Genomic DNA, 23,716 nt, shown 5'->3' with positions numbered 1-23,716 from the left:
TAGGGCCTACGCTCCGTCCACAAGCAGCGCGCCATGACCGACATCCCGCAGATTCCCGCAGCGCCCGTGCACGCGCTTGACCAGCCGCGCACCTTGCTGTTCCTCGCCTACCCGCAGATGGGCCTGCTCGACCTCACCGGCGCGCAGACGGTGTTCTGGGCCGCGACCAAGGCCCGCGCCGCGCGCGGCCTACCCGGCTACCGGGTGGTCACCGCCAGCCTCGAAGGGGGCCTGGTCCCCACCGCTGAAGGCCTGGCCGTCGCCACCGAGCCACTGGCGCCCTGGCTGCACGAGCCCTTCGACACGCTGGTCGTGCCCGGCGCCCCGGAGATCGTCCGCACCCTCCCCGATCACGCCGAGCTGGTCGCCTGGCTAGCCCAGGCCGCCCAACGCGCCCGACGTACCGCTTCGGTATGCAGCGGCACCTTCCTGCTGGCCGCCGCCGGCCTGCTCGATGGCCGCCGGGCCGCCACCCACTGGGCGATGTGCGATGCCCTGCACCGACGCTTCCCGGCCATCGAGGTGGATGCCGAATCGATCTTCGTGCAGCAGGATCAGGTATGGACTTCGGCCGGAGTCAGCGCCGGCATCGACCTGGCGCTGGCCCTGGTCGAGGCCGACTGCGGCCGCGAGGTGGCCATGCAGGTGGCCCGCGAATTGGTGGTATTCCTCAAGCGCCCCGGCGGCCAGGCGCAGTTCAGTGAGCTGCTCAAGGCCCAGGGCGAGGACAGCGACGCCTTCGAGACCCTGCACCTATGGCTCAGCGAGCATCTGGGCGACCCGCGCCTGACGGTCGAGCGGCTGGCCGAACAGGCGCGCATGAGCCTGCGCAACTTCACTCGGGTGTACAAGCACAAGACCGGGCGCACCCCGGCCAAGGCCATCGAGGTGTTTCGCCTGGAGGCGGCGCGCCGCTTGCTGGAGAACTCCGACCAGCATATCGAGCAGGTCGCCCGCCAGTGCGGGTTCGGCAGCGAGGAGCGCATGCGCCTGGCGTTCCAGCGCCACCTGGCGGTGACCCCGCGAGACTATCGGGCGCGCTTCGCCCGCAGCGTGCCGCTGGCCGAAATCCAGGGTTCTTTGGCCTAGGGGCAAACCGAGGGGGCGCTTAGCATCTGCACCACGCTTGTCGGGCCGCAATCCAGGCTCACCCACAAGGCGTACCCTTTTTCCACTGCCGCAGCGACAACATCGATAATCGCGGCATCCAGGAGCCCCTCATGAAACAGATCCTGATCATTGGCGCAGGCTTCGCCGGGCTGTGGAGCGCCCTCGGCGCCGCCCGCCTGCTCGACCTGCACAAACGCGACGACGTGCTGATCACCGTGCTCGCCCCCCAGGCTGAACTACACATCCGCCCGCGCTTCTACGAGCCGGACGTGCACACCATGGCCGCCCCCTTGCAGGCGGTGTTCGACGCGGTCAACGTGCGCTTCGTCAAAGGCACGGCCTACCACATCGACCAGGCCAGCCAGGAGGTGGCCTATCGTCAAGCGGGTGGTATCGAGGCCAAGCTGGGTTACGACCGCCTGATCATGGCCTGCGGCAGCCTGCTCAACCGCCCGGCGCTGGCAGGCTTCGACCAGCACGCCTTCGATGTCGACAAGATCGACTCGGCCACCCGCCTGGAGGAACACCTCAAGTCCCTGGCCGCCCGCCCAGACAGCCCGGCGCGCAACACCGTGGTGGTGGCCGGTGGCGGCTTCACCGGCATCGAGACCGCCACCGAGCTGCCCAGCCGGCTGCGGGCGATCCTTGGCGACAAGGTCAAGCCGCGCATCGTCGTGGTCGACCGCGGCGCGAAGATCGGCGCCGCCTTGGGCGACGGCATCCGCCCGGCCATCGAACAGGCATCGGCGGCGCTGGGGATCGAGTGGGTCTGTGGCGCCACGGTGGCGTCGGTGGATGGCGACGGCGTGCTGCTGGACAACGGTGAACGCATTGCCGCCAACACGGTGATCTGGACCGTGGGCTTCAAGGCCAACCCGCTGACCGAGCAGATCAGCGGTGAACGCGACCGACAAGGTCGCCTGCATGTGGACGGCCACCTCAAGGTCATCGGTAACTCGTCGGTATATGCCGCGGGCGATGTGGCCTACGCTGCCTGCGACGAGGTTGGCAACTTCGCAGTGATGTCCTGTCAGCATGCCATTCCGCTGGGTCGCTACGCCGGCAACAATGCCGCCGCCGAGCTGATCGGCGTGGCACCGATGACCTACAGCCAGCCCAAGTACGTCACCTGCCTGGACTTGGGCGCCTGGGGCGCGGTGTACACCGAAGGCTGGGAGCGCACCGTCTCGCCGCCGACGGACAAGGCCGAGGCCAAGCAGCTCAAGCAGCAGATCAATTCGGTATGGATCTATCCGCCGGCGGCCGACCGCGCGGCAGCGCTGGCGGCAGCCGATCCATTGATCCCGGTGGCCTGACGGTACATTTGCGCGCGCCTACAGGGCATCTCGAGTACCGACGATGATGCCCTGCTCACGCAACTGTCGCAGCATCTGCAGCCCCTGCTGCAGGTGCTGATCCCCCAGCGCCCGCAAGCGCTCGCGCCCGGTGCCGGGCAAGCCCACCAGCAGCTGCCAGGCCAAAGGCGCCAACCGGGCGAAGCGTACCTGCAGGTCGGCGTCGCGGTACACCAGCAACAAGGTGGGCTGCTCCGGCGCCTCGCCGGGCTGGTGCTCAGGGCCGATGCGCTCCACCGGCCAGCGGTAGGCCAGCACCCGGGCCACGCACGACAGCAACGGCTCGCCGGCCAGCAGGTCGCCGTCCGGGTCGTACGGCGGATCCTCGGCGTCGCTCAGGTACAACTGCGCTTCGATCCATTCGTAGTGCGCCAGCTCCAGCTGCCAGGGAGCGTCCGGCGCGACGCCCTGCAGGTAGTCGATGAAGGCTTCGGCTACTTCGGTGAACAGTGGCGTCTGGCTACGGTAATGGGCGTAGAAATCACGCACCCGGGCATGCCAGCGCTGATCGCCAAGGGTCCGGCGCATCACCGGAAAACTGCCGGCCAACAGCCCTTCGATGGCGCCATAGAACAATTCGCGGTAGACCTTCAGGCGCCGCGCTTCGATACCTGGCGGCGGCGGGTTGCCGACCGGGTCGCGCAGGTGGCGGGCCAGGGTGAACTGCTGGTTGCGCAGGGTTTCGATCATGGTCTTACGCTCCATGGGCACGTTGCACGTCGCGAATGCGTGCCGTCTCGGCCAGCAAGTCGGCCAGCGGGGGGTAGTTGAAGTCGCGCTCGAGCACGGTGGGTTGCGCGCCGAAGCGCTGGCAAGCATCGGCGAACAAGGCCCAGACATCCTCCTTGACCGGCGCGCCGTGAGTGTCGACCTTCAGGTCCGGCGCCTCGTCAAAGTGACCGGCCACGTGCATGCCCACCACGCGCTCGCGGGGAAGGCCGGCGAGGAAGTCCCAGCCGTCGTAACGGTGGTTGCAGGCGTTGACGAAGACATTGTTGACGTCCAGCAGCAGGTCGCAGTCGGCCTCGTCGAGCACGGCGCGGACGAAATCCAGCTCGGCCATCGCCTGGTACGGCGCGGCGTAGTAGCTGATGTTCTCCACGGCGATGCGCCGGCCAAGGATGTCCTGGGCCTGGCGGATGCGGGCGGCCACATGGTGGACGGCCTCGTCGGTGAACGGAATCGGCATCAGGTCGTAGAGGTGACCGTCATCGCAGCAATAGCTCAGGTGCTCGCTGTACATCCGCACCCGGTGGTGGTCGAGGAACTGCCGGGTGCGCTGGAGGAAGCCGAGGTCCAACGGCGCGGTGCCGCCCAGTGACAACGACAGACCGTGGCAGGCGATGGCAAAGCGTTCGGCCAGGCGCGCCAGGCCCTGCCCGAAGGCGCCGCCGACACCGATCCAGTTCTCCGGGGCGCATTCGAGGAAGTCCACCGCACCCGCCTCCATGGTCAAAAGGTCGGGCAGCAGGCCGCGGCGCAGGCCGAGACCGGTGTGCAAGGTGTGTTGGGGCATGATCGGAGGGTTCCGTATTGCAGGGATCGGCATCGCGGGGCCGCCCGCCCCCACAGGGCAGGTTCCGGTGGCAGCGGACTGGCCCCGCGACAGGCGTCAGGACTCGCCGGTCAGGTGGCTGAACAGCCCGTCGGGCATCGCCTTGCCATTGGCCTTGTAGATCGCCGCCAGGTGATCGTGGGCCTCCTGCTCGGAAATGAAGCCATCGTGGTTACGGTCGATCTTGTCGAAGTCGGCCGCCCGGTCCTTGGCCACGGCCAGGAACTCCTCGCGCGAGACCTTGCCATCATGGTTGCTGTCGGTGCGGGCGAACGAGGCGTCGCCGCACTTGCCCTCACCGCACTTGCCCTCGGCACCGGCCTTGGCGCTGGCGCCACACTTGCCCTCGCCACATTTGCCTTCGCTTTGCGTGACCTTGCCGCTGGCACCGCATTTGCCCTCGCCGCACTTGCCTTCGCCAGGGGTCTTGGCAGCGGCCAGCTGGTAGCCCTGGGCCAACGGTTCTACTGCGAAAGCGCTGTTGCCCAGGACCATGCCGCCGAGCAGGGTGGCGCCGAGCAGGCCGAGGGTTTGACGGGTCGTTTTCATGGTATCGCTCCACTGTGGTTGGAAAGTGGAGCCATTGAGCCGCAGCGGTGTGTCGCCGATGTATCGGTGCGGGCGTGGTTTTGTATGGCAGTGGGTCGGGGCGAGGCGCAGATACACAGAGATACACGGACGGCCTTCTGCCTCGCAGAAGGCCGTGGCAGAGGCGTCAGTCTTCCAGCGGCTTGGGCGGCGCGGCAGGTTTGGCGGGCTTGCTCGGCTTGGCCTTGCTGTCCTTGGCCTTTGGCTCGGCTGGCGCAGCGGCTACCGGCTCCGGCGCTGTCACTGCCTGCTCGCTGCCCGGCAATTCATCGACTGCCTTGAAAATAACTTGCGGGTCGAGCTTCTCGCCGCTGTCGTCGTCCTTGAGCACATGGCGCTCGCCATCCTTGCCCACCAGGATCACCTTGGTGCCTTTGCTGGCCCCCAGCTTGAGCTCTCGGATCAACGCCATGGTGGTCTGCTGCTCGAGGTTCTTGTCCTCACGCTTGCCCATCATGTTGGCGACGCTGTACAGCACCAGGCCACGCTCCTTGAATCCGGCCTGGGTCGCAGGCTTTTTCAGCGCCTCTTCCAGGCCACGCAGGGTCGGGTCGGCTGAACTCGGGGCAATGACCACCAATGGCCTGGCCTTGCCCAGTTCCCTGGCAAGCGGGGCATCGCTGTCGGCGGCGTGCAAAGGGCCGGCTACGGCGAGCAAGGTGGCGAGGGTCAGTGACCGAACGAGCATGCGCATCTCCTTATTCTCTCGATAAACCAAAGACTGCAGATCAGGGAGAAAGATCCGGGCCGGGAGCCTAAACCAAGTGTTCATCTATCTGCTTGGGTCAAAGGTAACCAGCGGTTTCCGCAACCCTCGCAGATCTTGCTGACACCCTTTACGGAATCACCACTCCCAACCTTGAGCGTAGTCCAAAGCCATCATGGTCCGAAGGGAACTCAGCGAACGAAGATTTCCTGCTCGGCAACTCGCTCCAATGCATGACGAGTCATTTCAAGCATCATCGTGCGCTCGGCTAGCGCCCGCGCCTCCTGTACCTGGCCGATCTGCTCCAGCCGAGCTGCTTCCGATAGACTCCGATCCGCCATCAATGCCTCCACGCGGGCGTGATAGGGCGCATTGAAGGCATCGAAGCGTGTCTGATAGACATGGCGCAGGTGCCGGCACCAAAAATCCCTCTCGGCCAACGACCGTGCCACCGTCTCGCTACTCTCTGCCGCCAGCACACGCTCACGCGCCTGCGCGACCTGCTGCATGCCGACACCTGCAAAGTCGCGGAACAACATATCATTGATCCGCAGCGGCAAGTCCAGATCGCGGCGCAGCGCCAGCCGATACGCCAGTACCACCTCGATTTCGTCCGGGTTCCCGCCTGCCGCTCGGCGTGCCTGAACATCTTCCAGGGCGATACGATCGACGGCGTCCAGCCGCCACAGCTGACGCCCAAGATGCAGCAAGGCCCGTTCACGATTACCCACAACGCTGCCCTGCTGCGCCTGCCTCACCAGCAAACGCACTTCCAGGTCGCTGAAGCGCAGGGTGATGCTGTCCTGGCAGGTGACATCGCGGGCGCAGGCGAACAGTTCATTGCATAGCTCTGCATCCGCATCCATCGCCTGGAGCATCTCCAGTACCCGAAAGGCGAGATCGCGGGCACCGACAGGGCTGCGAAAGTCGGCCGATTTCGTCAAGCCCGTGAGCAGGTCGAAAAACGCTTCGCCGTGTTCGTTGCCGTCCACCAGCGCCCAGGCCGAACCCAACTCATCGCGGTGCCTATCCTCGATCGCATCGAGCCAGCGCATACGCGCCGGGATGTCAGGCTCAATCAATTGCACAGGTGCAACCGGCAGAGCCAAGGCTGCCAGCAACCGCTGACGCTGCTCGGACGTCAAGGGGTTGCCCTGCAGCCACACCCGGCCCCTGGTCCAAAGCTGTGCTTGGTAAAAACCTTCGGGCAACGCGGTGAGGAGGTTGTCGCGCGCATCGAGCGTAACCAGCCGCTGGCACTCCAGCGTGCCGTGAGGCAGCTCGGCGATCCTGCTGCCGTTCAAACGCAGCTCGTTGAGCTGTGTCATCGCATGCACCGAGAACGTGCGCCCGAGCGGGTTGTGGGAAAGATTCAGGTAGGTGAGCGCTTCGCAACCGGCGAGCACCGCGCTTTGACCAGGATCCAGCGCGATCTGGTTGTTGTACAGGTCCAGGCACTGCAACTGGCGCATATGCTGCAATTGCGCCGGCAGACGAGTCAGCCTGTTGCCGGGCAGCTCCAGTACTCTGAGATTGGCAAACGCCTGGAGAAAACTGTCGGGAACCGCTTCCAGTTCCATGCCGCGCAATGACAGGATCGCAACGCGACTTAGACGGATTTGATCCGGCAGTTCCGGGAGGGCGCCTGGCCTGGCGCCCCTCTGGCTCCACCAGAGCTCGATAGGAGGGAAGCGATGAATGGACTCTTCGAACGTACTGCGTTGCCAGCACTGCATGAGCGCGTCACCGAAGTAGCGGCGCTGCTCCCGGGCCTCGCCACCCGAAACGCTTCTGATCCAGCGGTCCATGTGCTGGCGCAACAGTTCGGATTGCGCACGCACCGTAGCCAGGATCTCCTCGACGCGCCGCCCCGAGGCCTGGACCGCGCTGATCCACCTATCGAGCTCTGCCTGCTCCAGAGCTGGAAACAGGCCGTGCACCCTGTCGATAAGGGCCTGCGGCCTGCCCCTGCGCCACCCTCTGCCGGGCTGGCGCCCGCTCAGCAGATAACCGAAGCGACCGTCCTGCAGCCGCGATGGCGCGCGCAAGGCACCTGGCCGCGCAGGTGACAGCAGGCGCTCCACGGCCTGCCGGTCGGCAACGGCGCGCCGCCGCACCGCCAGGCGCAGGCTGGCGGCAAAAGGTGCGTCCAGGCCCAGCGCCGTGAGTTGGCCAGCGTCGTAGGCAGCGGCCATGACCTCGAACAGGTCACCAGCCTCTCCCACGGTGTTGCCCTGTGGATCCAGGCGCACAAACCGGCCATCGAGGTGCAACAGGCCGGTCGCCGTCGCGGGGTCGCCGCCCGCGACCAGCACCGTCCCACCGACATGCTCGTCCAGCAGGCGCCAGCGTATGGACCTGGAAGCGCCCGTCAACCCTTCGAGCAGCCCGATCACCACCCGCGCAAGGTCCGCTGACTGCGGCATGTCGTAATGCAGGGCCTCCAGAACCCGCACCGTACGGATCCGCGCGACGCTCGCCCTGGCACTCTCGGCAAGGCGCATGGGTATCCTGCCGGTTTCGACCAGGCGCCGGTAGTCGTCGGCATCGGCACCTTCCAGCAAGGCCTGCGCCGCTCGTCTGTGCAAGCCTGTAAAGATCCGTCGCAGCGTGGCGATAGCGACCGTATCGGCTTCCTGCCCACTGTCGTACAGCGCCTGCAACAACCGCCGCCGGTGCACTCCAATCTGCCCGGCAAGCCGCGCGCCCTCCAGCCCAGGTATTTCCGACAAACGCCGGGCATGGCGCAGCAGCTCATGATCCTCGCTGCCCACTCCGGAACGTAGATCCATGATCGCCCGACCTATGCGCGCCTCCAGGAGCAGGCGTTCGACGCTGTCACAGAGCCAGGGATCGGGCACCTGGTTTTCCATATGCAAGACCCGCAGATTGCCTGTGCCAATCCCGTGAATACTCAATGCTGCGTCAACCCTGGCAGCATCCAGTTCGCTGAACGGTCTGCCCAATCGACGAAACATCAGGCGTGCGCCCTGCCAGCACGACGGCTGCGCACTGGCCAACCGCCAAGCTCCGGCACCGTTGCCACGCAACACAGGACCGAAGCCTGCCCGGGGGCGCAATTGCCACGCGCCATCCACGCTGTGCTGCTGCACCGGATAGTGCTGCCCATCCATCTCGATGAACGCTTGCCCAGCAAGCCGCTGAACGCCATCGCTATCTTGCCGCGCAGCCAACGGTGGCGCCTCACTGCGATAGGCCGCCAAGTCCTGGTTCCACAGTTTCGTCTCGCCATTTTCCATTTGCGCCGGCACCAGGCTGTCGACCAGCAGCGAACGCCCCCATGCATGACGCACGGCCGACACCCCGGCCGCAGTCGCCGCCACCACGGCCAGATCGCGTACCACATGCGTCAGATGGTCGAGAGCGGCAGAGGTATCGCCGTCCTGCCAATCCTCGACGCCATGGAAAACCTCGGTGAGCAGATCCCAGGCAAAGACCGCGAGCAACGCAGCCCCGACAACAGGGATGAAAAAACCTGCCAGGCCCACAAGCAACCACCCCTGCGCGGCAAGGTACCGGTCATGGGCCTGCTGCACCGCTCGATCGAGTTGTGCCACGGGCGGCGCGATCACTGCGGCGTCATCCTTGATCTGCGCGATACGCGCCGCCGCCAGATGGTCGAACAGCGGTTGTGGCATGGGGCGCATGTGTACCTGGAGGTCGCGGGTAGCCCAGATCGCCACATCCCGGTACAACTCGATGACGGCCGAAAAGAAGCGTTGGCTGTCGCGGCGTCTCAGAAAACGGCTGAAGAACTTCAGGTAGGCGCCATCGCGCAAGTGGCGACCCAGCCGCTTGCGGCTAAGGTGCTCCAGGTCGGGATGGGCACTCCAGGGGCCGTGTGGGTCACCCGGGATGTAGCAGAGGATGCGCTTGCTGGTAGTGCGCAACCAGCCCTGATCGACGACGTCGAACACGATGATCTGCTCCAGCGCGCACTCCAGCACGCGCAGTTGCTTGACAACCACCGGCGCCCCGTCCGAAGCCTGCGGCTCGCCATTGCGGCACACGCGCAGAAGCAGGTCGAGCTCGGCGGCGCTCAGGATGCCGTCGGCATTGGCCTTGCACGTATCGACGACAAGCGTGGAATGCAGCAACCGCGCCAGCAACTCGCGCATGCTTTGCTCGCCGGGCGGGTCAAGGACTGCGTCCAGGTGGCGCTGGTAGCGTGCGCCAGCATCCAGTTCGCGGCATAACCGGGCAAACCCGATCGCGCTGGGTTGGTCAAGACGCCGCCCGGTCCCGTCGAACACACCGTTGCCACGCGGCTGGCCGGTAGGTGTGGACTCGCTGGCGACGAAATTGCGCAGTGTGGCTTCCAGCAGCGGTACCTGCGCATAGTCAGTACCCGAAACCGGAACCCGGGTGGTGAAGTACTGACCGCGCAACGGCACCGGATACCCTTGGCGAAACCACAGGGTGCCGACATCGACCCCTGTGGCGAATCGTTTGTCGAAGGCATCCTGCAAGGCCGCACCGACAAACGCTTCGATCCCCTGCACACGCCCCCAGCGCGCCTGCAGTCGTTGCCGGCAGTCAAGGCTGGTCTTGAGGGCGGCGCTCAATTCCGCCAGAGGGGCATCGCCAAGCCCGTGCAACCATTCGGGCAGCCGCTTGGCGATCAGGCCATCCTGGAATGCCTGTTCGAGCCTGAGCGTGTCGTCGCTTTGCGCAACCCCTGAATCGCTGTCGGTGGGCATGCGTGGTCTCCTTGTGCTGGAGGCCACAGCTTAGGGACAGCCGCCTTGCGCCTCGCACTAGCCGGCTACCACCGCGCTCAGAACAGCGCCAGTTGACGATCGATCAGCGCCGCGAAGTCATCGGCGACAAAGGGCAGGATGGCATCGGCCACCGGTTGCAGCTGGCGGGTCAGGTAGTGGTCGTAGTCCAAGGGCGCCTGGCGGTTCTCCAAGGGCTCCGGGCCGGCCGTGGTGATGACATAGCTGATCCAGCCGCCGCGCTGGTACTGCAACGGGCGCCCGAGGCGGGCGTTGTACTCGTCCGCGAGCCGCGCCGCGCGCACATGCGGCGGCACGTTGCGCTGGTAGTCGGCCAGCGGCCGGCGCAGGCGCTTGCGATAGACCAGCAATTCATCCTGTTCACCGGCCAGGGTGCGCTCGATATAGCCGCGCACATAGTCGCGATACGGCTGGCCGCGAAATACCCGGCCATAGAGCTCCTGCTGGAACTGTCGGGCCAGGGGCGACCAGTCGGTGCGTACAGACTCCAGGCCCTTGTAGACCATCTCCTCGCTGCCGTCGCCACGTCGTACCAGGCCGGCATAGCGTTTCTTGCTGCCTTCGTCGGCGCCACGGATAGTCGGCATGAGAAAACGCCGGTAGTGGGTTTCGTATTGCAGCTCCAGGGCGCAGTACAGACCCAGGGTCTCGACCAGGTGTCGGCGCCACCACTGGTTGACCTCGGCCACCAGCTCGCGGCCGATGCGCGCCGCGCCCTCTTCGTCGTGGGCGCCTTTGAGCCAGACGAAGGTGGAGTCGGTATCGCCGTAGATCACATCAAAGCCCCGCGCTTCGATCAGTGCCCGGGTCTGGCGCATGATCTGGTGCCCGCGCATGGTGATCGAGGAGGCCAGGCGCGGGTCGAAGAAGCGGCAGCCGCTGGAGCCAAGCACGCCGTAGAAGGCGTTCATGATGATCTTCAGCGCCTGCGACAGCGGCGCGTTGCCGTCACGCTTGGCCGCCTCGCGGCCCTGCCACACCCGTTCGACAATCGCTGGCAGGCAATGCTGGCTGCGCGAGAAACGCCCGCCGCGAAAACCCTCCACCGAATGTGTGTCGTCCGGCTGGCGCAAGCCCTCGACCAGACCCACCGGATCGATCAGGAAGGTGCGGATGATCGAGGGGTAAAGGCTCTTGTAGTCGAGCACCAACACCGAATCGTACAGGCCGGGCCGCGAGTCCATGACAAAGCCGCCCGGGCTGGCCTCGCCCTCGACACTGCCCAGGTTGGGTGCGACATAGCCCAGGCGGTGCATGTGTGGGATGTACAGGTGGCAGAACGCGGCCACCGAACCGCCGCTGCGGTCCACGGCAAGGCCAGTGACCGATGAGCGCTCGAGCAGGAACTCCAGCAGCCGGGTATGGGCGAAGATCCGCGTGACCAGTTCACAATCCTTGAGGTTATAGCGGGCCAGGGCCGGCTTGTCCTCGGCGAACCGGCGGTTGATCTCGTCCATGCGCTGGTAGGGCGTATCGATGGCCTTGCCCTCGCCGAGCAATTGTTGCGCGACACTTTCCAGGCTGAACGAGGGGAAGCTCCAGGTCGCCGAGCGCAGGGCCTCGATACCGTCGATCAGCAACCGGCCCGGCGCCTCGGCGAAGAAATGGCTGTGGCTGCCATGCTCGCGCAGGTGCATCGGCGCGCCGTCACGGCCCAGGCACAGCGGCACGTTCAGGCGCTGGGCATGCTCGTGCAGCAGGCGCAGGTCGAACTGCACCAGGTTCCAGCCGATGATCGCATCGGGGTCGTGGCGGGCCAGCCACTGGTTGAGGCAGGTGATCAGTTCGGCGCGGTCGCTGCAGTAATGCAGGTCGAAATCCACCTCGCCGGCCTCGCCATTGGCCGGCCCGAGCATATAGACCTGACGCTGGCCGCAGCCTTCCAGGGCGATGCTGTACAGCTCGCCACGCTCGCTGGTCTCGATATCCAGCGACACCAGGCGCAGGTCCGGGCGATAGTCGGGGTCGGGTCTGAGCTGGGCATCGAGCAAGGTACCCTGATCGTCGGCGCGGCCATCGAAACGCACTGGCGCGGTGATGAAGCGCTCCATCAGGTAGCGCTCCGGCGGGCGGATATCAGCTTCGAACACCTCGATGCCGGCGCCGCGCAGGCGCTTTTCCAGGGCGATCAGCTGGCGGTGCTGGCGGCAGTACAGGCCCATGACCGGGCGCAGGTCGAAGTCGCGCAGTTGCAACGGCTTGAGTTCGACGCCCTGTTCATCTGCCAGCAGCAAGCAGGCGTGTTCGGCCTGGGCGGCGGGCAGGAAAGCCACCGAGGGCTGCGGGGCCAGGCGCACGCGCCGGGGCCCCTGGTCGGTGGCCAGCCAGAACTCCACGCAGGTGCCTTCGGGCGTGTCATGCCAGTGGCGGGTCAGGACGAAGCCTTGTTGCAATTGCACTGCGGGAGAACCTCGAATCGCTGCTTTGTTCGCACCTGCTGATTGTAACTGTCCTGTCGTCAGAAATGCTGCTTCGCGGATACAGACGTCGGGCTAGCGGGCGCCGGCGGCGAACCCGGCTCGGCGTCCGCCCAGCACCAGCAACCATGCCAGCACCACCAGTGTCAGCACCACCGCGCCAAACGCCCCTACCCCGGCGCCCACCAGCAACAGCCCGCCGATGATGCCACCCAGGGCGATGGCGCTGTTCCACACGGTCACCAGCATCGACTGCGCCACGTCGCCGCCCTCGCCTGCCGCATCGGCACAGGCCGTTTGCAGCAGCGTCGGCGCGCCGCCGTAGGTCAGCCCCCACAGTGCCACGCTGGCATGCACCAGCCAGGGTGTGCCTTGCACCTGCCCCAGGGCCAGGGTCGCCAGGGCGAAGCCGGCCAGGCACAACAGCACCAGCCCGCGCAGATGCCGATCGACCCCCAGGCCGACCAGGACGATGCCGGCCAGCGAGGCCAGGCCGAAGGTCATCAGCACCTGGCCCACCGCGTCAGCCATGCCCGCTGCGGCCAGCAGCGGCACGACATAGGTGTAGAGAATGTTATGCCCGAGGATCCACGCCAGGATCACCAGCAGCACCCGCGCCACGCCCGGGGTGCGCAGCACCGCCAGGGCCGCGGGGCGCTTGCCGGTGGCCTGGCCGGGAAAGTCCGGCACCGCCCGCACCACCCAAGCGGCCAGCAGCAATGCGGCCAGGGTCACCATCACGAAGGTGGCCCGCCATCCCATCAATGCCCCCAGCCAGGTACCGATGGGCAAGCCCAGCGACAAGGCAATGGGCTGCCCCAGCATCGCCACCGCCATGGCCTTGCCCTGCTGGGCCGGCGCCACCATGCGCCGCGCATGACCGGCGATCAGGCCCCAGGCCAGGCCGGCGGCGGCACCGGTGCAAAAACGCAGGAGCAAGGTGAGCGTGTTGTCCGACGACACCGCGGTCAACCCGTTGAACAGGATGAATCCGCCAATGGCCAGCAGCAGTGCCCGGCGACGCCACCAGCCTTGGGTCAGGGTCACCAACGGGACGGCCGTAAGCAAAGACCCCAAGGCGTAGGCCGTGACCCATTGCCCGGCCATGGCCTGGCTGATATGCATGCCGTCGGCGATCTGGTCGAGCAGGCCGGCCGGCAGGGTTTCGCTGAGGATGGCGATGAAGCCGGTCAGGGCTAGGGCCAGCAAGCCGCTCAGGGGCAGCCGCGTGGCGCTGACGGGAGATGCGCTGGCGCACGCCGCCGGGGAAGGTGAATGCATGATTGTCTCCGGTTTGTCGAACAGACAGGCATCTTGCGCCGCTGGGGTATTGCGGAAAAAGCCGGGTACAATTCCGCGCAGTAAGGACACCAAGGTCCGCAATCGGAGTGCAGCATGGACAGCCTCAGTGGCTTCATGGTCTTCATCCGGGTCGCCGAAGCCCGCAGCTTCGTCGCCGCCGGCCAATCGCTGGGGATCAGTGCGTCAGCCGTGGGCAAGCGTGTGGCCCGGCTGGAGGAGCGACTGGGAGTGCGTCTGTTCCACCGCAGCACGCGCAGCATAACGTTGACCGCCGAGGGCACGCTGTTCCTTGAACGCAGCCGGCGCATCCTGGCCGAGATCGAGGCCACCGAGCAGGCGCTGTCCCAGGCCAGCGGCGCGCCGCGCGGACGCCTGCGGGTGAGCCTGCCGCAGGTGACCGGGCTGGTGATGCCGGCGCTGGCCGAGTTCATGGCGCGCTACCCGGAGATCGAACTGGACCTGGACTTCAGCGACCGCATGGTGGATATCGTCGGCGAAGGCTTCGACGTGGTGATGCGCGGCGGCCAGCCGCTGGATTCACGGCTGAACGCCAAGTTCCTCGGGCACTTCCAGCACCGCCTGGTGGCGTCCCCCGAGTACCTGCGCGAACGCGGCACGCCACAGCACCCCCGCGAGCTTGGCGGGCACAGCTGCCTGCATTACCGCTTCCCCAGCAGCGGCAAGCTGGAAACCTGGCCGCTGCGCCGGGAGCACCCCGAACAGGACTACGCCATTCCCATCTCGATGGTCTGCAACCATGTAGAGACGCGCATCTGCTTCGCCCTCAACCACCGTGGCATCACCTGCCTGCCGGACTTCAGCGTGCGCCGGGAGCTGGCGGCCGGCAGCCTGGTCAGCGTGCTCGACCCCTTCATGGAGCGGCGCGGCAGCTTCTATTTGCTGTGGCCATCCGGCCGGCAGATGCCGCCCAAGCTGCGGGTGTTCATCGACTTCATGCTCAAGCGAGTGCTGCCAGCCACCGACCTCAGCCGTACAGGTAGCTGATGTCCTTGTGCGACAGCGGCGGCACCTGCGCCACCAGGTAGTCGCGCAACTTGTGCATCTGGTGGGCCTTGGGGCTGGACTTGAGCCAGGTCATGTAATAGCCGTCGCCGGTGGCCACGGCCTGGGGAAACGGCGTGGCCAGGTTACCGGCGGCGAGGTCGGCGCTGGCCAGCACCAGGTCGACCACCGAGATGCCCAGCCCCTGCTGGGCGGCTGAAATACCTTGGTCGAGAGTGTCGAACACCTGGCCCTGGTCGATGCTGATGTCCAGCGCGTCCATGCGCGCCAGCCAGCGCCGCCAATCGCGGCGGTCCGGCGACGGGTGGAGGAATTCGCAACTGGAGAGCACCGAGAGTTCCGGCCGCGCCTGCTCGAGGTAGTTCGGGTGGCATACCGGGATCAGCCATTCATCGAACAGCTTGAGGCTCTCCACATCCGCGGCAAAGCGCCCGTTACCCAACAGGATGGCGCAGTCATAGGGCTCGGAATAGAAATCCACCGCATCGATGTCCATCCACACGCTCGACAATTGCACCGAACAGCTGTTGTCGACCTTCTTGAAGCCATCCAGGGCCCTCAGCAGCCAGCGCACGGTGAGCGTGGACGGCGCCTTGAGCCGCACGCCATAGCGGTCCTGGCGCAACAGCGCACAGGCATTCTCGATGATCTTGAAGCCGACCTTGAGCTCCTGGGCCAGCAGACGGCCGTGCTCGGTCAGGCGCAGCTTGGGCCCGCGACGCTCGAACAGGTCGCAGCCAAACAGGGCCTCAAGCGTCTTGATGTGATGGCTGACCGCGCCTTGGGTAAGGGCCAGTTCCTGGGCTGCGCGGGTGAAAGAGCCATAGCGCGAGGCCACTTCGAAGGCCCGCAGGGCGTGCAAGGCTTGAATCCGTTCCGACATGGCGCCTTCCGAGCATGAGTGAAGCTAATAGTAGGTCATAGATCCAGGCGTTTTACAACGCAGAGGCCATCTCCGAAAATGCCGGTAAATAACAATTATATATAACCAACCTGCACGGATATGACGAAAAAGTTCTATTAACGCTACCTTCGGATCTACCTGGGGAAATCATGTTTACGGGTTATGGAAACTGCTATCGCCTGGATGCGCTAGAGCTCGCCGACGAACATGTCCAGAACCGACACCACTGGACACACAAGACCATCGAACACTTCAAGGAAACCCTGGCCAACCCTGACTTCCCCTGCCTGTTCGGGCGAAAGGCGGTCACCGCGCGCACCTGCCATATCGTCTTCGCTCGCGCCGCACGGCTGGCCGACGATATCGCCCTGGGCCTGGCCGACTACATCGCCACCATCGAGCCGATCCCGCTCAAGCAGCGCATCGGCAACCCGCTGCTGGTGTTTCTCGAAACGGCCCCTGACTCCTCGCTCGAGGCGCAGCAGGCGCTGGCCTGGGATGTGCTGCGCGAGGTCCACGCCCGCGACTCGCTGCCATGGCCCGAGGAGATCCCGCAGGACCCACACGACGCACGCTGGTCATTCTGCTTCGCCGGCATGCCGCTGTTCATCAACATGAGCTTTCCCGCCCATCGCCTGATGAAAAGCCGCAACCTGGGCCCGCACATTGCCTTCGTCATCAATCCGCGGGAGAGCTTCGACGAAGTGGCCAGCGCCAGCACCGAGAGCGGCCAGCGCATCCGTGCGCGCATCCGCGAGCGGGTGCGTCACTACAACGACGGCGTCATGCCCGAGACCCTTGGCTTCTTCGGCCAGGACGACAACTTCGAATGGAAGCAGTACCAACTGCAGGAGCCCGGTTCGCCGAGCCCGGCGCGCTGCCCGTTCCACACCCACGCAATGGCTGAACGCCCTACCGAGAACTGAACGTGAATACCGCACTGACCGCCACCTATGCCCTCACCGTCCTGCTGCTGATCGCCACGCCCGGCCCGGTGGTGGCGCTGATCGTCAATACCGCCGCCGCCTCGGGTTCGCGCAAAGCCCTGTTCACGGCGGTCGGCACCAACTGGGCATCACTGGTACTGATCGGCGCGGCCGCCTGGATCATCCTGACCAGCGCGGCCATCGACAAGACCTGGCTCAGCGGCATGAGCCTGCTGGGTTGCCTGTTCATCGGCTACATCGCCCTGGGCACCCTGCGCGAAGCGCTGCAGGTACCGGCCAAGAGCGCCGCGCAGGCCGCAACCGCTGTGCAACCGGGCCGTGGCGGCTTGCTGCAGGGCTTCATGGTCGGTATCTCCAACCCCAAGGACATCATCTTCTTCATCGCCTTCTTCCCGCAGTTCATCCAGATCACCGAGTCGTTCGGCAAGAGCATGGTGGTGCTGTCGCTGCTGTGGATCGCCATCGACTTCGCCGTGCTCAGCCTTTACATCTTCGCAATCGGCAAGATCGCCTCGCCGCGCAGCAACCGCCTGATCAGCCTGGCTTCGGGCGTCGCCCTGCTACTGATCGCCGCCGTGGGCCTGGCCTACAACATCAGGGAACTGGCCGCCTGAGCCTGCCCCCACACCAAGGAGCGCCCATGACACCGACCGACAGCGCCAACCCCGGCAGCATGGGCACGCCCGACCCCCTGGCAGAGGACTACCAGCGCTTCCTGCAACTGGGCAGCCGCCGGGCGCCGCACACGTTGTACGTGCATGAACGCGGCTACCGTTCCGGCACCATCAACACCGACGCTTTGGGCATGCGCTACAGCCATTGCGCCGGCAAGCGCTTCTCGGTGGCCGAACGCGGCGGCGCGGCGCGGGTCAACCTGCTGGTAGGCGGTTCCACCGCCATGGGTATCGGCGCCAGCTCCGACGAGCACACCGTGGCCTCGTACCTGTCGATGCTGACCGGCGAGATCTGGCTGAACCTGACCGGTTGCGGGCTCAATGCCACGCAGGAACTGCTGATGTTCCTCACCCACCAGCACCGCTTTGGCCAGATCGGTCATGTGGTGGTGCTCAGTGGCCTCAACTCGCTGGCCCAGGAGGCCCTGGCCGAGGTACTGGCCGGCGCGCAGGATCCGCATCGGGCACAGGCCTATCAGGACTTTCTCAATCGCTTCAACGAAGGGGTGCAAGCTACCGGCGAGGCACGCCGCGAATCGCTCTGGCAACGCCTGGGCCAGGTTCTGGCGCCTGCGCGACAACCGCGCTGGCCGGACATCGAGCCGATGTCCAGTCCCGACAAGCGTCTGATCCGCGCCGCCGATTGCGTCGGCCGCACCCTGCGCCAATGGGATCGCCTGCTGGCCGACGGCCATACCACCCTCACCTTCATCCTCCAGCCGCTGCTGCCCTGGTGCCGCGAGGTCGTGCCCAGCGCCGAACAGGCCATGCTCGGCGAGCTTGAGCGCCAGCCGTCGAATTTCGATCGCCTGCTCGGCGACACCTTCGACAGCCAACTGCACATGGCCTTCTTTCGCCGTATCAAGAACCAGGCTGAGCCGGTGCCGTGCTATGACATGAACAGCATGCTCAGCAGCTCGCCGGTCTTCAGCGAACACCTGTTCGTCGACCGCCTGCACTTCAACGACCTGGGCAATAACGCGCTGGCCAAGGTGATCACCGCCAAGCTGGGGCTGGCCCAGGAAAGACAGGCCCTGCGCAAGGTCGCACCAATCAAGCTGGTCTGATGGCCGTACGCCGGGCTTTCGGGGAAGGGGCGCGGATGGATAGAATACGCTGTCGTCGCTCCTGATTTGCCCGAGGCAACCGCGTAACTGCCATGACCATCCCAGACGTTCCTTCGTTCCCGGCCCGCCCTCAGGGTCGCAGCCATCGCGCCAGCCTAGCCGTGGCGATGCCGTTGCTGCTGGCCGCCGTCGGCACCCAGGCCCTGGAAGTGAACATCGACCCCCATGCCGACCTGCTTTACCGCCAGGCATTGCCCCTGCTGGAGCAGGCCGACAGCCAGGACGACAGCGCCAGCCCGCTGCGCACCGCCGTTGGCGACCCCGAGCTCAGCCGCCAGGGCCAGGCCATGGCGCACACACTGCCCACGGCCGTGGCGCTGCTGAAGAAATCCGTCGCCCTCGGCCACCCGGTGGCCCAGTACCGACTGGCGCTGTACTACACCACCTACCTGCCCGCCAACCAGATCGCCGAGGCTGCCTGCCCCTTGCTCGAGGCCAGCCTCAAGCAAGGTTTTGCCCCACCGGCGCTGGCTATCGCCCACTGGTGCGCACCCTACAATGCCAGCCCCGCCTACCGCGAGGCCCTGGAGGCAGTCCCGAGCATGGCCACCCTGTATGCCGCCTACTATCCGCAGCCGGCCACCCGCCTGGCGTGCAACCGCAGCAGGCCACAAGGCCTGCAGCTGCAGTGGGGGCGCCAGCGTGACTATCAGGCCGAGATCTACCGGCTGCTGGGCGAGCTGGACCCGCGCCAGCGCCAGGCCTACCTGCAAAAGGCAGTGGAGATCAACGGTTGCGCGGCGGCGCAGCAGCGCCTGACCAGTACCCGCTGAGCACCGCTACACAGCGATACATAACCCAGCCTCCCGCGACACACTGCCGATACGCCGCCCCCGCACACTTCCGGCCACACCGCGCGACGGCCCCCGCCGTCGCCAAGCACGCCGGGACCCTTGCCCATGAAAGTATTGCCATTGCCCACTGGCTGGAAGCTGTTCCACGCCCTCGCGGCATTGACCCTGCTGATGACCGCTCTGGTCATCGCCACCCATCCGCTCGGTGCCGACGGCTTGCGCAGCGCCATCCGCGCCACGGCACGCAGCTCCTTCGCACTGTTTCTGCTGACCTTCCTGGCTTCGACGCTGGTCACCCTGCTACCCGGCCGGGCCAGCCGCCAGTTGCTGCGCGAACGGCGCTACCTGGGCCTGGCCTTCGCCTTCTCGCACACCGTGCATGGTGTGCTGATCTACCTGTTTGCGCATCGCTACCCGGAGTTGTTCTGGGCCGGGCGCAGCGCCGTGGCGAACATCCCGGGCTCGGTGGGTTACCTGTTCATCCTGTTGCTGGCCCTGACCTCGTTCAAGGCACCGATGAGCGTGCTCGGTCCACGCCTGTGGAAGGGCCTGCACAGCACCGGCACCTGGGTGCTGGCGGCGGTGTTCTGCCTGTCGTTCTACAAGCGCGTCGCCATGGGCGGTTGGTACCCGCTGGCGTTCGCCCTGATGTTCGCCGCCATCACCCTCAAGCTCATCGCCAAGCAATCCCAGCGCTCACGCCGGGCCGCCCCTGCCCTGTCGCACTGACACAAGGAGTTCACCATGCTGACAAACACCCTGACTCGCCCGTTCATGGCCCTCGACCGGGCCGGTAGCTGGAGCGCCGACCTGCCGTTGCGCCTGTTCCTGGCCTGGGAGTTCTTCGAATCGGGCCTGGAGAAGTTCAATGGCGCCAACTGGTTCACCGACCTGCAAGGCAGTTTTCCGTTCCCGTTCGATTTGCTGCCAGCGGGCCTGAACTGGCAACTGTCGATGTGGGCCGAGCTGCTCTGCCCGCTGCTCCTGCTGCTCGGGCTCGGCACCCGCCTGGCCTCGGCGGTGCTGATGGTGGTGACGGTAGTGGCGATCGCGGCGGTGCACTGGCCAAGCCAGTGGTCGAGCCTGGCGGAACTGGGGCGGGGGTATGCGATCAGCGACCAGGGGTTTGGCAACTTCAAGCTGCCGCTGATCTACCTGGTGGCGTTGTTGCCACTGCTGTTGAAAGGCTCTGGAAGGTTGAGCCTGGACCACTGGCTGTGGCGTCGGCGTTGAAGCATTGCGGGGCAAGCCCGCTCCCACTGTGATGCTTGCGTGGGAGCGGGCTTGCCCCGCGATAGAGGCTCACACAGTCTCGGCCTCATCGCGCCGGTGCGCCCACTGGTACAACGCCGGCAGCACCAGCAAGGTCAGCGCCGTCGACGACAGGATCCCGCCGATCACCACCGTCGCCAGCGGCCGCTGCACCTCGGCACCGGTACCGGTGGCCAGGGCCATCGGGATGAACCCGAGCGATGCCACCAGCGCGGTCATCAGCACTGGCCGCAAACGGGTCAGGGCGCCCTCTTCGACTGCGGCACGCAGGCCGCGCCCTTCCTCACGCAGGTTGCGGATGAAGGCGATCATCACCAGACCGTTGAGCACCGCCACCCCGGAAAGCGCGATAAAGCCCACGCCCGCCGAGATCGACAGCGGAATGTCGCGCAGCCACAGCGCCAGCACGCCACCGGTGAGGGCGAAAGGAATCCCGGTGAACACCAGCAGGCCATCCTTGAGGTTGTTGAACATCATCAGCAGCAAGGCCATGACCAGCAGCAGTGAGACCGGCACCACCACGCGCAAGCGCTCGGCCGCCGACTGCAACTGCTCGAACTGACCACCCCAGCGGGTCCAGTAGCCCGGTGGGATCTGCACCTGGTCGATCAAGGTCTGCGAAGCTTCCTCGACGAACGAGCCCAGGTCACGCCCGCGCACGTTGGCGCTGACCACCACCACGCGCTTGCCATCCTCGCGGCTGACCTGGTTGGGCCCCAATTGCAAGTTCAGCGTGGCCACCTGGGACAGCGGGATGAAGCCGATCTGCGCAGCGCCTGCGGCGGCACTGGCCGGCACCGGGATGAGCAGGCTCGCCAAGCCATCGACATCGGTGCGCAGCGCCTCGGACAGGCGCACCACCATGTCGAAACGACGGTCGCCTTCATAAAGGGTACCGGCAGTACGGCCCCCCACGGCAATGGCGATGGCGTCCTGCACATCGCCCACGTTCAGGCCGTGGCGAGCGGCCTTGTCGCGGTCGATATCGATGGTCAGCACCGGCAGGCCGGTGGTCTGCTCGACCTTCACCTCGGACGCCCCTGTCACGTTCTGCAAGCTGGCGGCGATCTGCGCGGCGGTGCGGTTGAGCACCTCCATGTCGTCGCCGAACACCTTAACCGCCACGTCGCTGCGCACCCCGGAAATCAGCTCGTTGAAGCGCAGCTGGATCGGCTGCGACAGCTCGTAGTTGCTGCCCGGCACGCTGGCTGCCGCCTGCTGTACCTCGGTGATCAGGGCGTCACGTGACTTGCCCTGGTCCGGCCACTGCTCGCGCGGCTTGAGCATCACATAGGCGTCGGAAATGTTCGGCGGCATCGGGTCGGAGGCGATCTCGGCGGTGCCCGTGCGGGCGAACACCCGCTCCACCTCCGGCACCCGCTCGATGATGGTCTTCTCCAGGCGCTGCTGCATGTCCACCGACTGCGACAGGCTGGTGCCTGGCACGCGCAGGGCCTGCAGGGCGAAGTCGCCTTCGCTGAGGCTGGGGATGAATTCGCTGCCCATGCGGCTGGCCAGCAAGCCGGACAGCAGCACCAGGGTCGCGGCGCCGGCAAAGGCCAGGTTGCGCCGGCCCAGCACCCACTCCAGCACCGGGGCGTAACGGCGGCGGGCAGCGCGCATGACCACGCCTTCTTCTTCCTTCACCTTGCCGGTGACGAACAGCGCGAGGGCCGCCGGGACAAAGGTCACCGAGAGGATCATCGCCCCCAGCAACGCCATCACCACGGTGAAAGCCATGGGGTGGAACATCTTGCCCTCGACCCCGGTCAGGGCAAAGATCGGCAGGTACACCACCATGATGATCAACTGCCCGTAGATCAGCGGCCGGCGCGCCTCGCGGGCGGCGGCAAACACTTCGTGGAAGCGCTCGGAACGGGTCAGCATGCGGCCATGATGCTGCTGGGCATGTGCCAGGCGGCGGATGGCGTTCTCGACGATCACCACCGCGCCGTCGACGATGATGCCGAAGTCCAGTGCCCCCAGGCTCATCAGGTTGGCGCTGACCTTGTTGCTGAACATGCCGGTGAAGGTGAACAGCATCGACAATGGGATGACCATGGCGGTGATCAGCGCCGCGCGGATGTTGCCCAGGAACAGGAACAACACCGCGATGACCAGGATCGCGCCTTCGATGAGGTTCTTCTTCACCGTGGCGATGGCCTTTTCCACCAGGTTGGTGCGGTCGTACACGGTGATCGCCACCACCCCCTTGGGCAGGCTGCGGTTGATCTCCTCGAGCTTGGCCGCCACCGCCTGGGACACCGTGCGGCTGTTCTCGCCGATCAGCATGAATACCGTGCCCAGCACCACTTCCCGGCCGTTCTCGGTGGCGGCGCCGGAGCGCAGCTCCTGGCCCAGGCCGACCTGGGCCACGTGGCTGACGCGGATCGGCGTGCCGTCGACGCTGGAGATGACGATGCTGGCGATGTCCTCGGCCGAAGCCACCTGGCCCGGGGCACGGATCAGCAATTGCTCGCCGTTGCGTTCGATATAGCCGGCGCCGACGTTGGCGTTGTTGCGCTCCAGGGCGGCGACCAGATCGTTGAGGGTCAGCTTGTAGGCTGCCAGGCGCTTGGGTTCCGGGGCGATCAGGTACTGCTTGGCATGGCCGCCGATGCTGTTGACTTCGGCCACACCCGGCACATTGCGCAGCTGCGGCTTGATGATCCAGTCCTGGATCACCCGCAGGTCGGTGGCGGTATAGGGCGTGCCGTCGTCCTTCACGGCGCCCTCCTTGGCCTCGACCGTCCACAGGAAGATCTCGCCAAGGCCGGTGGAGATCGGCCCCATGGCCGCCTCGATGCCCTCGGGCAACTGTTCGCGGGCCACCTGCAGGCGCTCGTTGACCAGTTGCCGGGCGAAGAAGATATCGGTGCCATCATCGAAGATCACCGTCACCTGCGACAAGCCCGAGCGCGACAGCGAGCGGGTCTGCTTCAGGCCCGGCAACCCGGCCATGGCGGTCTCGATGGCGAAGGTGATGCGCTGCTCGGTCTCCAGGGGCGAATAGCCGGGCGCGGCGGTGTTGATCTGCACCTGCACGTTGGTAATGTCGGGCACGGCGTCGATGGGCAGCTTCTGGTAGCTGTGGATGCCCACGGCGGCCATCAGTACCACGGCGAGCATTACCACCAGGCGTTGCTCGATGGCGAATTGGATCAGGCGTTCGAACATGAAAA

The 23,716-nt window shown here is 66.0% G+C and carries 18 protein-coding genes; 9 read left to right on the top strand and 9 right to left on the bottom strand.

Translation table 11 applies throughout. The annotated features are described in order from the left end of the window. Positions 1-33 precede the first annotated feature (33 nt). Both AC3WL2_RS21040 and AC3WL2_RS21035 read left to right on the top strand, forming a co-directional pair. Entirely contained in the window at positions 34-1,089 is a 1,056-nt protein-coding gene (locus tag AC3WL2_RS21040) for a GlxA family transcriptional regulator (RefSeq protein WP_102684114.1), read from the top strand. Between the two features lie 131 nt (positions 1,090-1,220). Further along, positions 1,221-2,426, top strand: coding sequence for an NAD(P)/FAD-dependent oxidoreductase (locus AC3WL2_RS21035; protein ID WP_102684113.1), 1,206 nt, complete (start codon positions 1,221-1,223; stop codon positions 2,424-2,426). Positions 2,427-2,444: 18 nt separating this feature from the next. Here AC3WL2_RS21035 and AC3WL2_RS21030 read toward each other — a convergent pair whose 3' ends face one another. The 7 genes from AC3WL2_RS21030 to AC3WL2_RS21000 form a co-directional block, all read right to left on the bottom strand. Then, positions 2,445-3,155, bottom strand: coding sequence for an HvfC family RiPP maturation protein (locus tag AC3WL2_RS21030; protein ID WP_102684112.1), 711 nt, complete (start codon positions 3,153-3,155; stop codon positions 2,445-2,447). A 4-nt stretch (positions 3,156-3,159) separates the two neighbouring features. Then, complete coding sequence (locus AC3WL2_RS21025) at positions 3,160-3,981, bottom strand: HvfB family MNIO-type RiPP peptide maturase (RefSeq protein WP_102684111.1); 822 nt, start codon at positions 3,979-3,981, stop codon at positions 3,160-3,162. A gap of 96 nt (positions 3,982-4,077) precedes the next feature. After that, positions 4,078-4,569: an HvfA family oxazolone/thioamide-modified RiPP metallophore gene (locus tag AC3WL2_RS21020; protein WP_102684110.1), complete on the bottom strand. Its 492-nt coding sequence runs from the start codon at positions 4,567-4,569 to the stop codon at positions 4,078-4,080. Between the two features lie 166 nt (positions 4,570-4,735). Then, positions 4,736-5,296 (bottom strand): DUF4174 domain-containing protein, encoded by a 561-nt coding sequence (locus tag AC3WL2_RS21015; RefSeq protein WP_102684109.1) that lies wholly within the window; start codon positions 5,294-5,296, stop codon positions 4,736-4,738. 209 nt (positions 5,297-5,505) lie between these two features. Continuing rightward, positions 5,506-10,035, bottom strand: coding sequence for an NEL-type E3 ubiquitin ligase domain-containing protein (locus AC3WL2_RS21010; RefSeq protein ID WP_102684108.1), 4,530 nt, complete (start codon positions 10,033-10,035; stop codon positions 5,506-5,508). Between the two features lie 77 nt (positions 10,036-10,112). Further along, a complete protein-coding gene (locus tag AC3WL2_RS21005) occupies positions 10,113-12,473 on the bottom strand; it encodes a DNA polymerase II (protein WP_102684107.1) in 2,361 nt (786 codons plus the stop codon). A gap of 93 nt (positions 12,474-12,566) precedes the next feature. Beyond that, complete coding sequence (locus AC3WL2_RS21000) at positions 12,567-13,772, bottom strand: MFS transporter (RefSeq protein WP_102684106.1); 1,206 nt, start codon at positions 13,770-13,772, stop codon at positions 12,567-12,569. 114 nt (positions 13,773-13,886) lie between these two features. Here AC3WL2_RS21000 and AC3WL2_RS20995 point away from each other — a divergent pair, with 114 nt between their 5' ends. After that, the gene (locus AC3WL2_RS20995; RefSeq protein ID WP_102684105.1) at positions 13,887-14,798 is read left to right on the top strand and encodes a LysR family transcriptional regulator; all 912 of its coding nucleotides are present in this window, start codon (positions 13,887-13,889) and stop codon (positions 14,796-14,798) included. On the opposite strand, the gene AC3WL2_RS20990 is transcribed toward AC3WL2_RS20995, so the two are convergent. After that, positions 14,779-15,699 carry a LysR substrate-binding domain-containing protein gene (locus tag AC3WL2_RS20990; RefSeq protein WP_102684104.1) on the bottom strand — a complete coding sequence of 307 codons (921 nt, stop codon included), beginning with the start codon at positions 15,697-15,699 and terminating at the stop codon, positions 14,779-14,781. The two genes, AC3WL2_RS20995 and AC3WL2_RS20990, sit on opposite strands and share 20 nt — an antisense overlap. 170 nt (positions 15,700-15,869) lie before the next feature. Between AC3WL2_RS20990 and AC3WL2_RS20985 the strand changes: the two genes are divergently transcribed. The 6 genes from AC3WL2_RS20985 (at position 15,870) to AC3WL2_RS20960 (ending at position 20,495) form a co-directional block, all read left to right on the top strand. Beyond that, complete coding sequence (locus AC3WL2_RS20985) at positions 15,870-16,646, top strand: YqcI/YcgG family protein (protein WP_102684103.1); 777 nt, start codon at positions 15,870-15,872, stop codon at positions 16,644-16,646. Between the two features lie 2 nt (positions 16,647-16,648). Next, positions 16,649-17,281, top strand: a complete 633-nt coding sequence (locus AC3WL2_RS20980) for a LysE family translocator (protein ID WP_102684102.1) — start codon at positions 16,649-16,651, stop codon at positions 17,279-17,281. Between the two features lie 26 nt (positions 17,282-17,307). Next, entirely contained in the window at positions 17,308-18,408 is a 1,101-nt protein-coding gene (locus AC3WL2_RS20975; RefSeq protein WP_102684101.1) for a hypothetical protein, read from the top strand. A 167-nt stretch (positions 18,409-18,575) separates the two neighbouring features. Next, on the top strand, positions 18,576-19,241 hold the full coding sequence (locus tag AC3WL2_RS20970) for a hypothetical protein (RefSeq protein ID WP_102684100.1): 666 nt from the start codon (positions 18,576-18,578) through the stop codon (positions 19,239-19,241). Positions 19,242-19,367: 126 nt separating this feature from the next. After that, positions 19,368-19,991, top strand: a complete 624-nt coding sequence (locus tag AC3WL2_RS20965) for a ferric reductase-like transmembrane domain-containing protein (protein ID WP_102684099.1) — start codon at positions 19,368-19,370, stop codon at positions 19,989-19,991. 15 nt (positions 19,992-20,006) lie between these two features. Further along, the gene (locus AC3WL2_RS20960) at positions 20,007-20,495 is read left to right on the top strand and encodes an HvfX family Cu-binding RiPP maturation protein (protein WP_102684098.1); all 489 of its coding nucleotides are present in this window, start codon (positions 20,007-20,009) and stop codon (positions 20,493-20,495) included. Positions 20,496-20,564: 69 nt separating this feature from the next. Here the strand turns inward: AC3WL2_RS20960 and AC3WL2_RS20955 are convergent, their stop codons facing one another. Further along, a complete protein-coding gene (locus AC3WL2_RS20955; RefSeq protein ID WP_102684097.1) occupies positions 20,565-23,711 on the bottom strand; it encodes an efflux RND transporter permease subunit in 3,147 nt (1,048 codons plus the stop codon). Between the last annotated feature and the right edge of the window lie 5 nt (positions 23,712-23,716).

Source organism: Pseudomonas sp. FW305-96, from assembly GCF_058783825.1.
The sequence above is the reverse complement of the archived record's forward strand: the minus strand, read 5'-3'. Positions and strand labels throughout refer to the sequence as shown.

What these genes read in the sequence shown, in the direction of transcription:
- AC3WL2_RS20960 (WP_102684098.1), top strand. Translation starts at nt 20,007, where the DNA reads ATGCTGACAAACACCCTGACTCGCCCGTTCATGGCCCTCGACCGGGCC.
- AC3WL2_RS20985 (WP_102684103.1), top strand. Translation starts at nt 15,870, where the DNA reads ATGTTTACGGGTTATGGAAACTGCTATCGCCTGGATGCGCTAGAGCTC.
- AC3WL2_RS21030 (WP_102684112.1), bottom strand. Translation starts at nt 3,155, where the DNA reads ATGATCGAAACCCTGCGCAACCAGCAGTTCACCCTGGCCCGCCACCTG.
- AC3WL2_RS21035 (WP_102684113.1), top strand. Translation starts at nt 1,221, where the DNA reads ATGAAACAGATCCTGATCATTGGCGCAGGCTTCGCCGGGCTGTGGAGC.
- AC3WL2_RS20955 (WP_102684097.1), bottom strand. Translation starts at nt 23,711, where the DNA reads ATGTTCGAACGCCTGATCCAATTCGCCATCGAGCAACGCCTGGTGGTA.
- AC3WL2_RS21010 (WP_102684108.1), bottom strand. Translation starts at nt 10,035, where the DNA reads ATGCCCACCGACAGCGATTCAGGGGTTGCGCAAAGCGACGACACGCTC.
- AC3WL2_RS20965 (WP_102684099.1), top strand. Translation starts at nt 19,368, where the DNA reads ATGAAAGTATTGCCATTGCCCACTGGCTGGAAGCTGTTCCACGCCCTC.
- AC3WL2_RS20990 (WP_102684104.1), bottom strand. Translation starts at nt 15,699, where the DNA reads ATGTCGGAACGGATTCAAGCCTTGCACGCCCTGCGGGCCTTCGAAGTG.
- AC3WL2_RS21020 (WP_102684110.1), bottom strand. Translation starts at nt 4,569, where the DNA reads ATGAAAACGACCCGTCAAACCCTCGGCCTGCTCGGCGCCACCCTGCTC.
- AC3WL2_RS21025 (WP_102684111.1), bottom strand. Translation starts at nt 3,981, where the DNA reads ATGCCCCAACACACCTTGCACACCGGTCTCGGCCTGCGCCGCGGCCTG.
- AC3WL2_RS20995 (WP_102684105.1), top strand. Translation starts at nt 13,887, where the DNA reads ATGGACAGCCTCAGTGGCTTCATGGTCTTCATCCGGGTCGCCGAAGCC.
- AC3WL2_RS21000 (WP_102684106.1), bottom strand. Translation starts at nt 13,772, where the DNA reads ATGCATTCACCTTCCCCGGCGGCGTGCGCCAGCGCATCTCCCGTCAGC.
- AC3WL2_RS21040 (WP_102684114.1), top strand. Translation starts at nt 34, where the DNA reads ATGACCGACATCCCGCAGATTCCCGCAGCGCCCGTGCACGCGCTTGAC.
- AC3WL2_RS20970 (WP_102684100.1), top strand. Translation starts at nt 18,576, where the DNA reads ATGCCGTTGCTGCTGGCCGCCGTCGGCACCCAGGCCCTGGAAGTGAAC.
- AC3WL2_RS20975 (WP_102684101.1), top strand. Translation starts at nt 17,308, where the DNA reads ATGACACCGACCGACAGCGCCAACCCCGGCAGCATGGGCACGCCCGAC.
- AC3WL2_RS21015 (WP_102684109.1), bottom strand. Translation starts at nt 5,296, where the DNA reads ATGCTCGTTCGGTCACTGACCCTCGCCACCTTGCTCGCCGTAGCCGGC.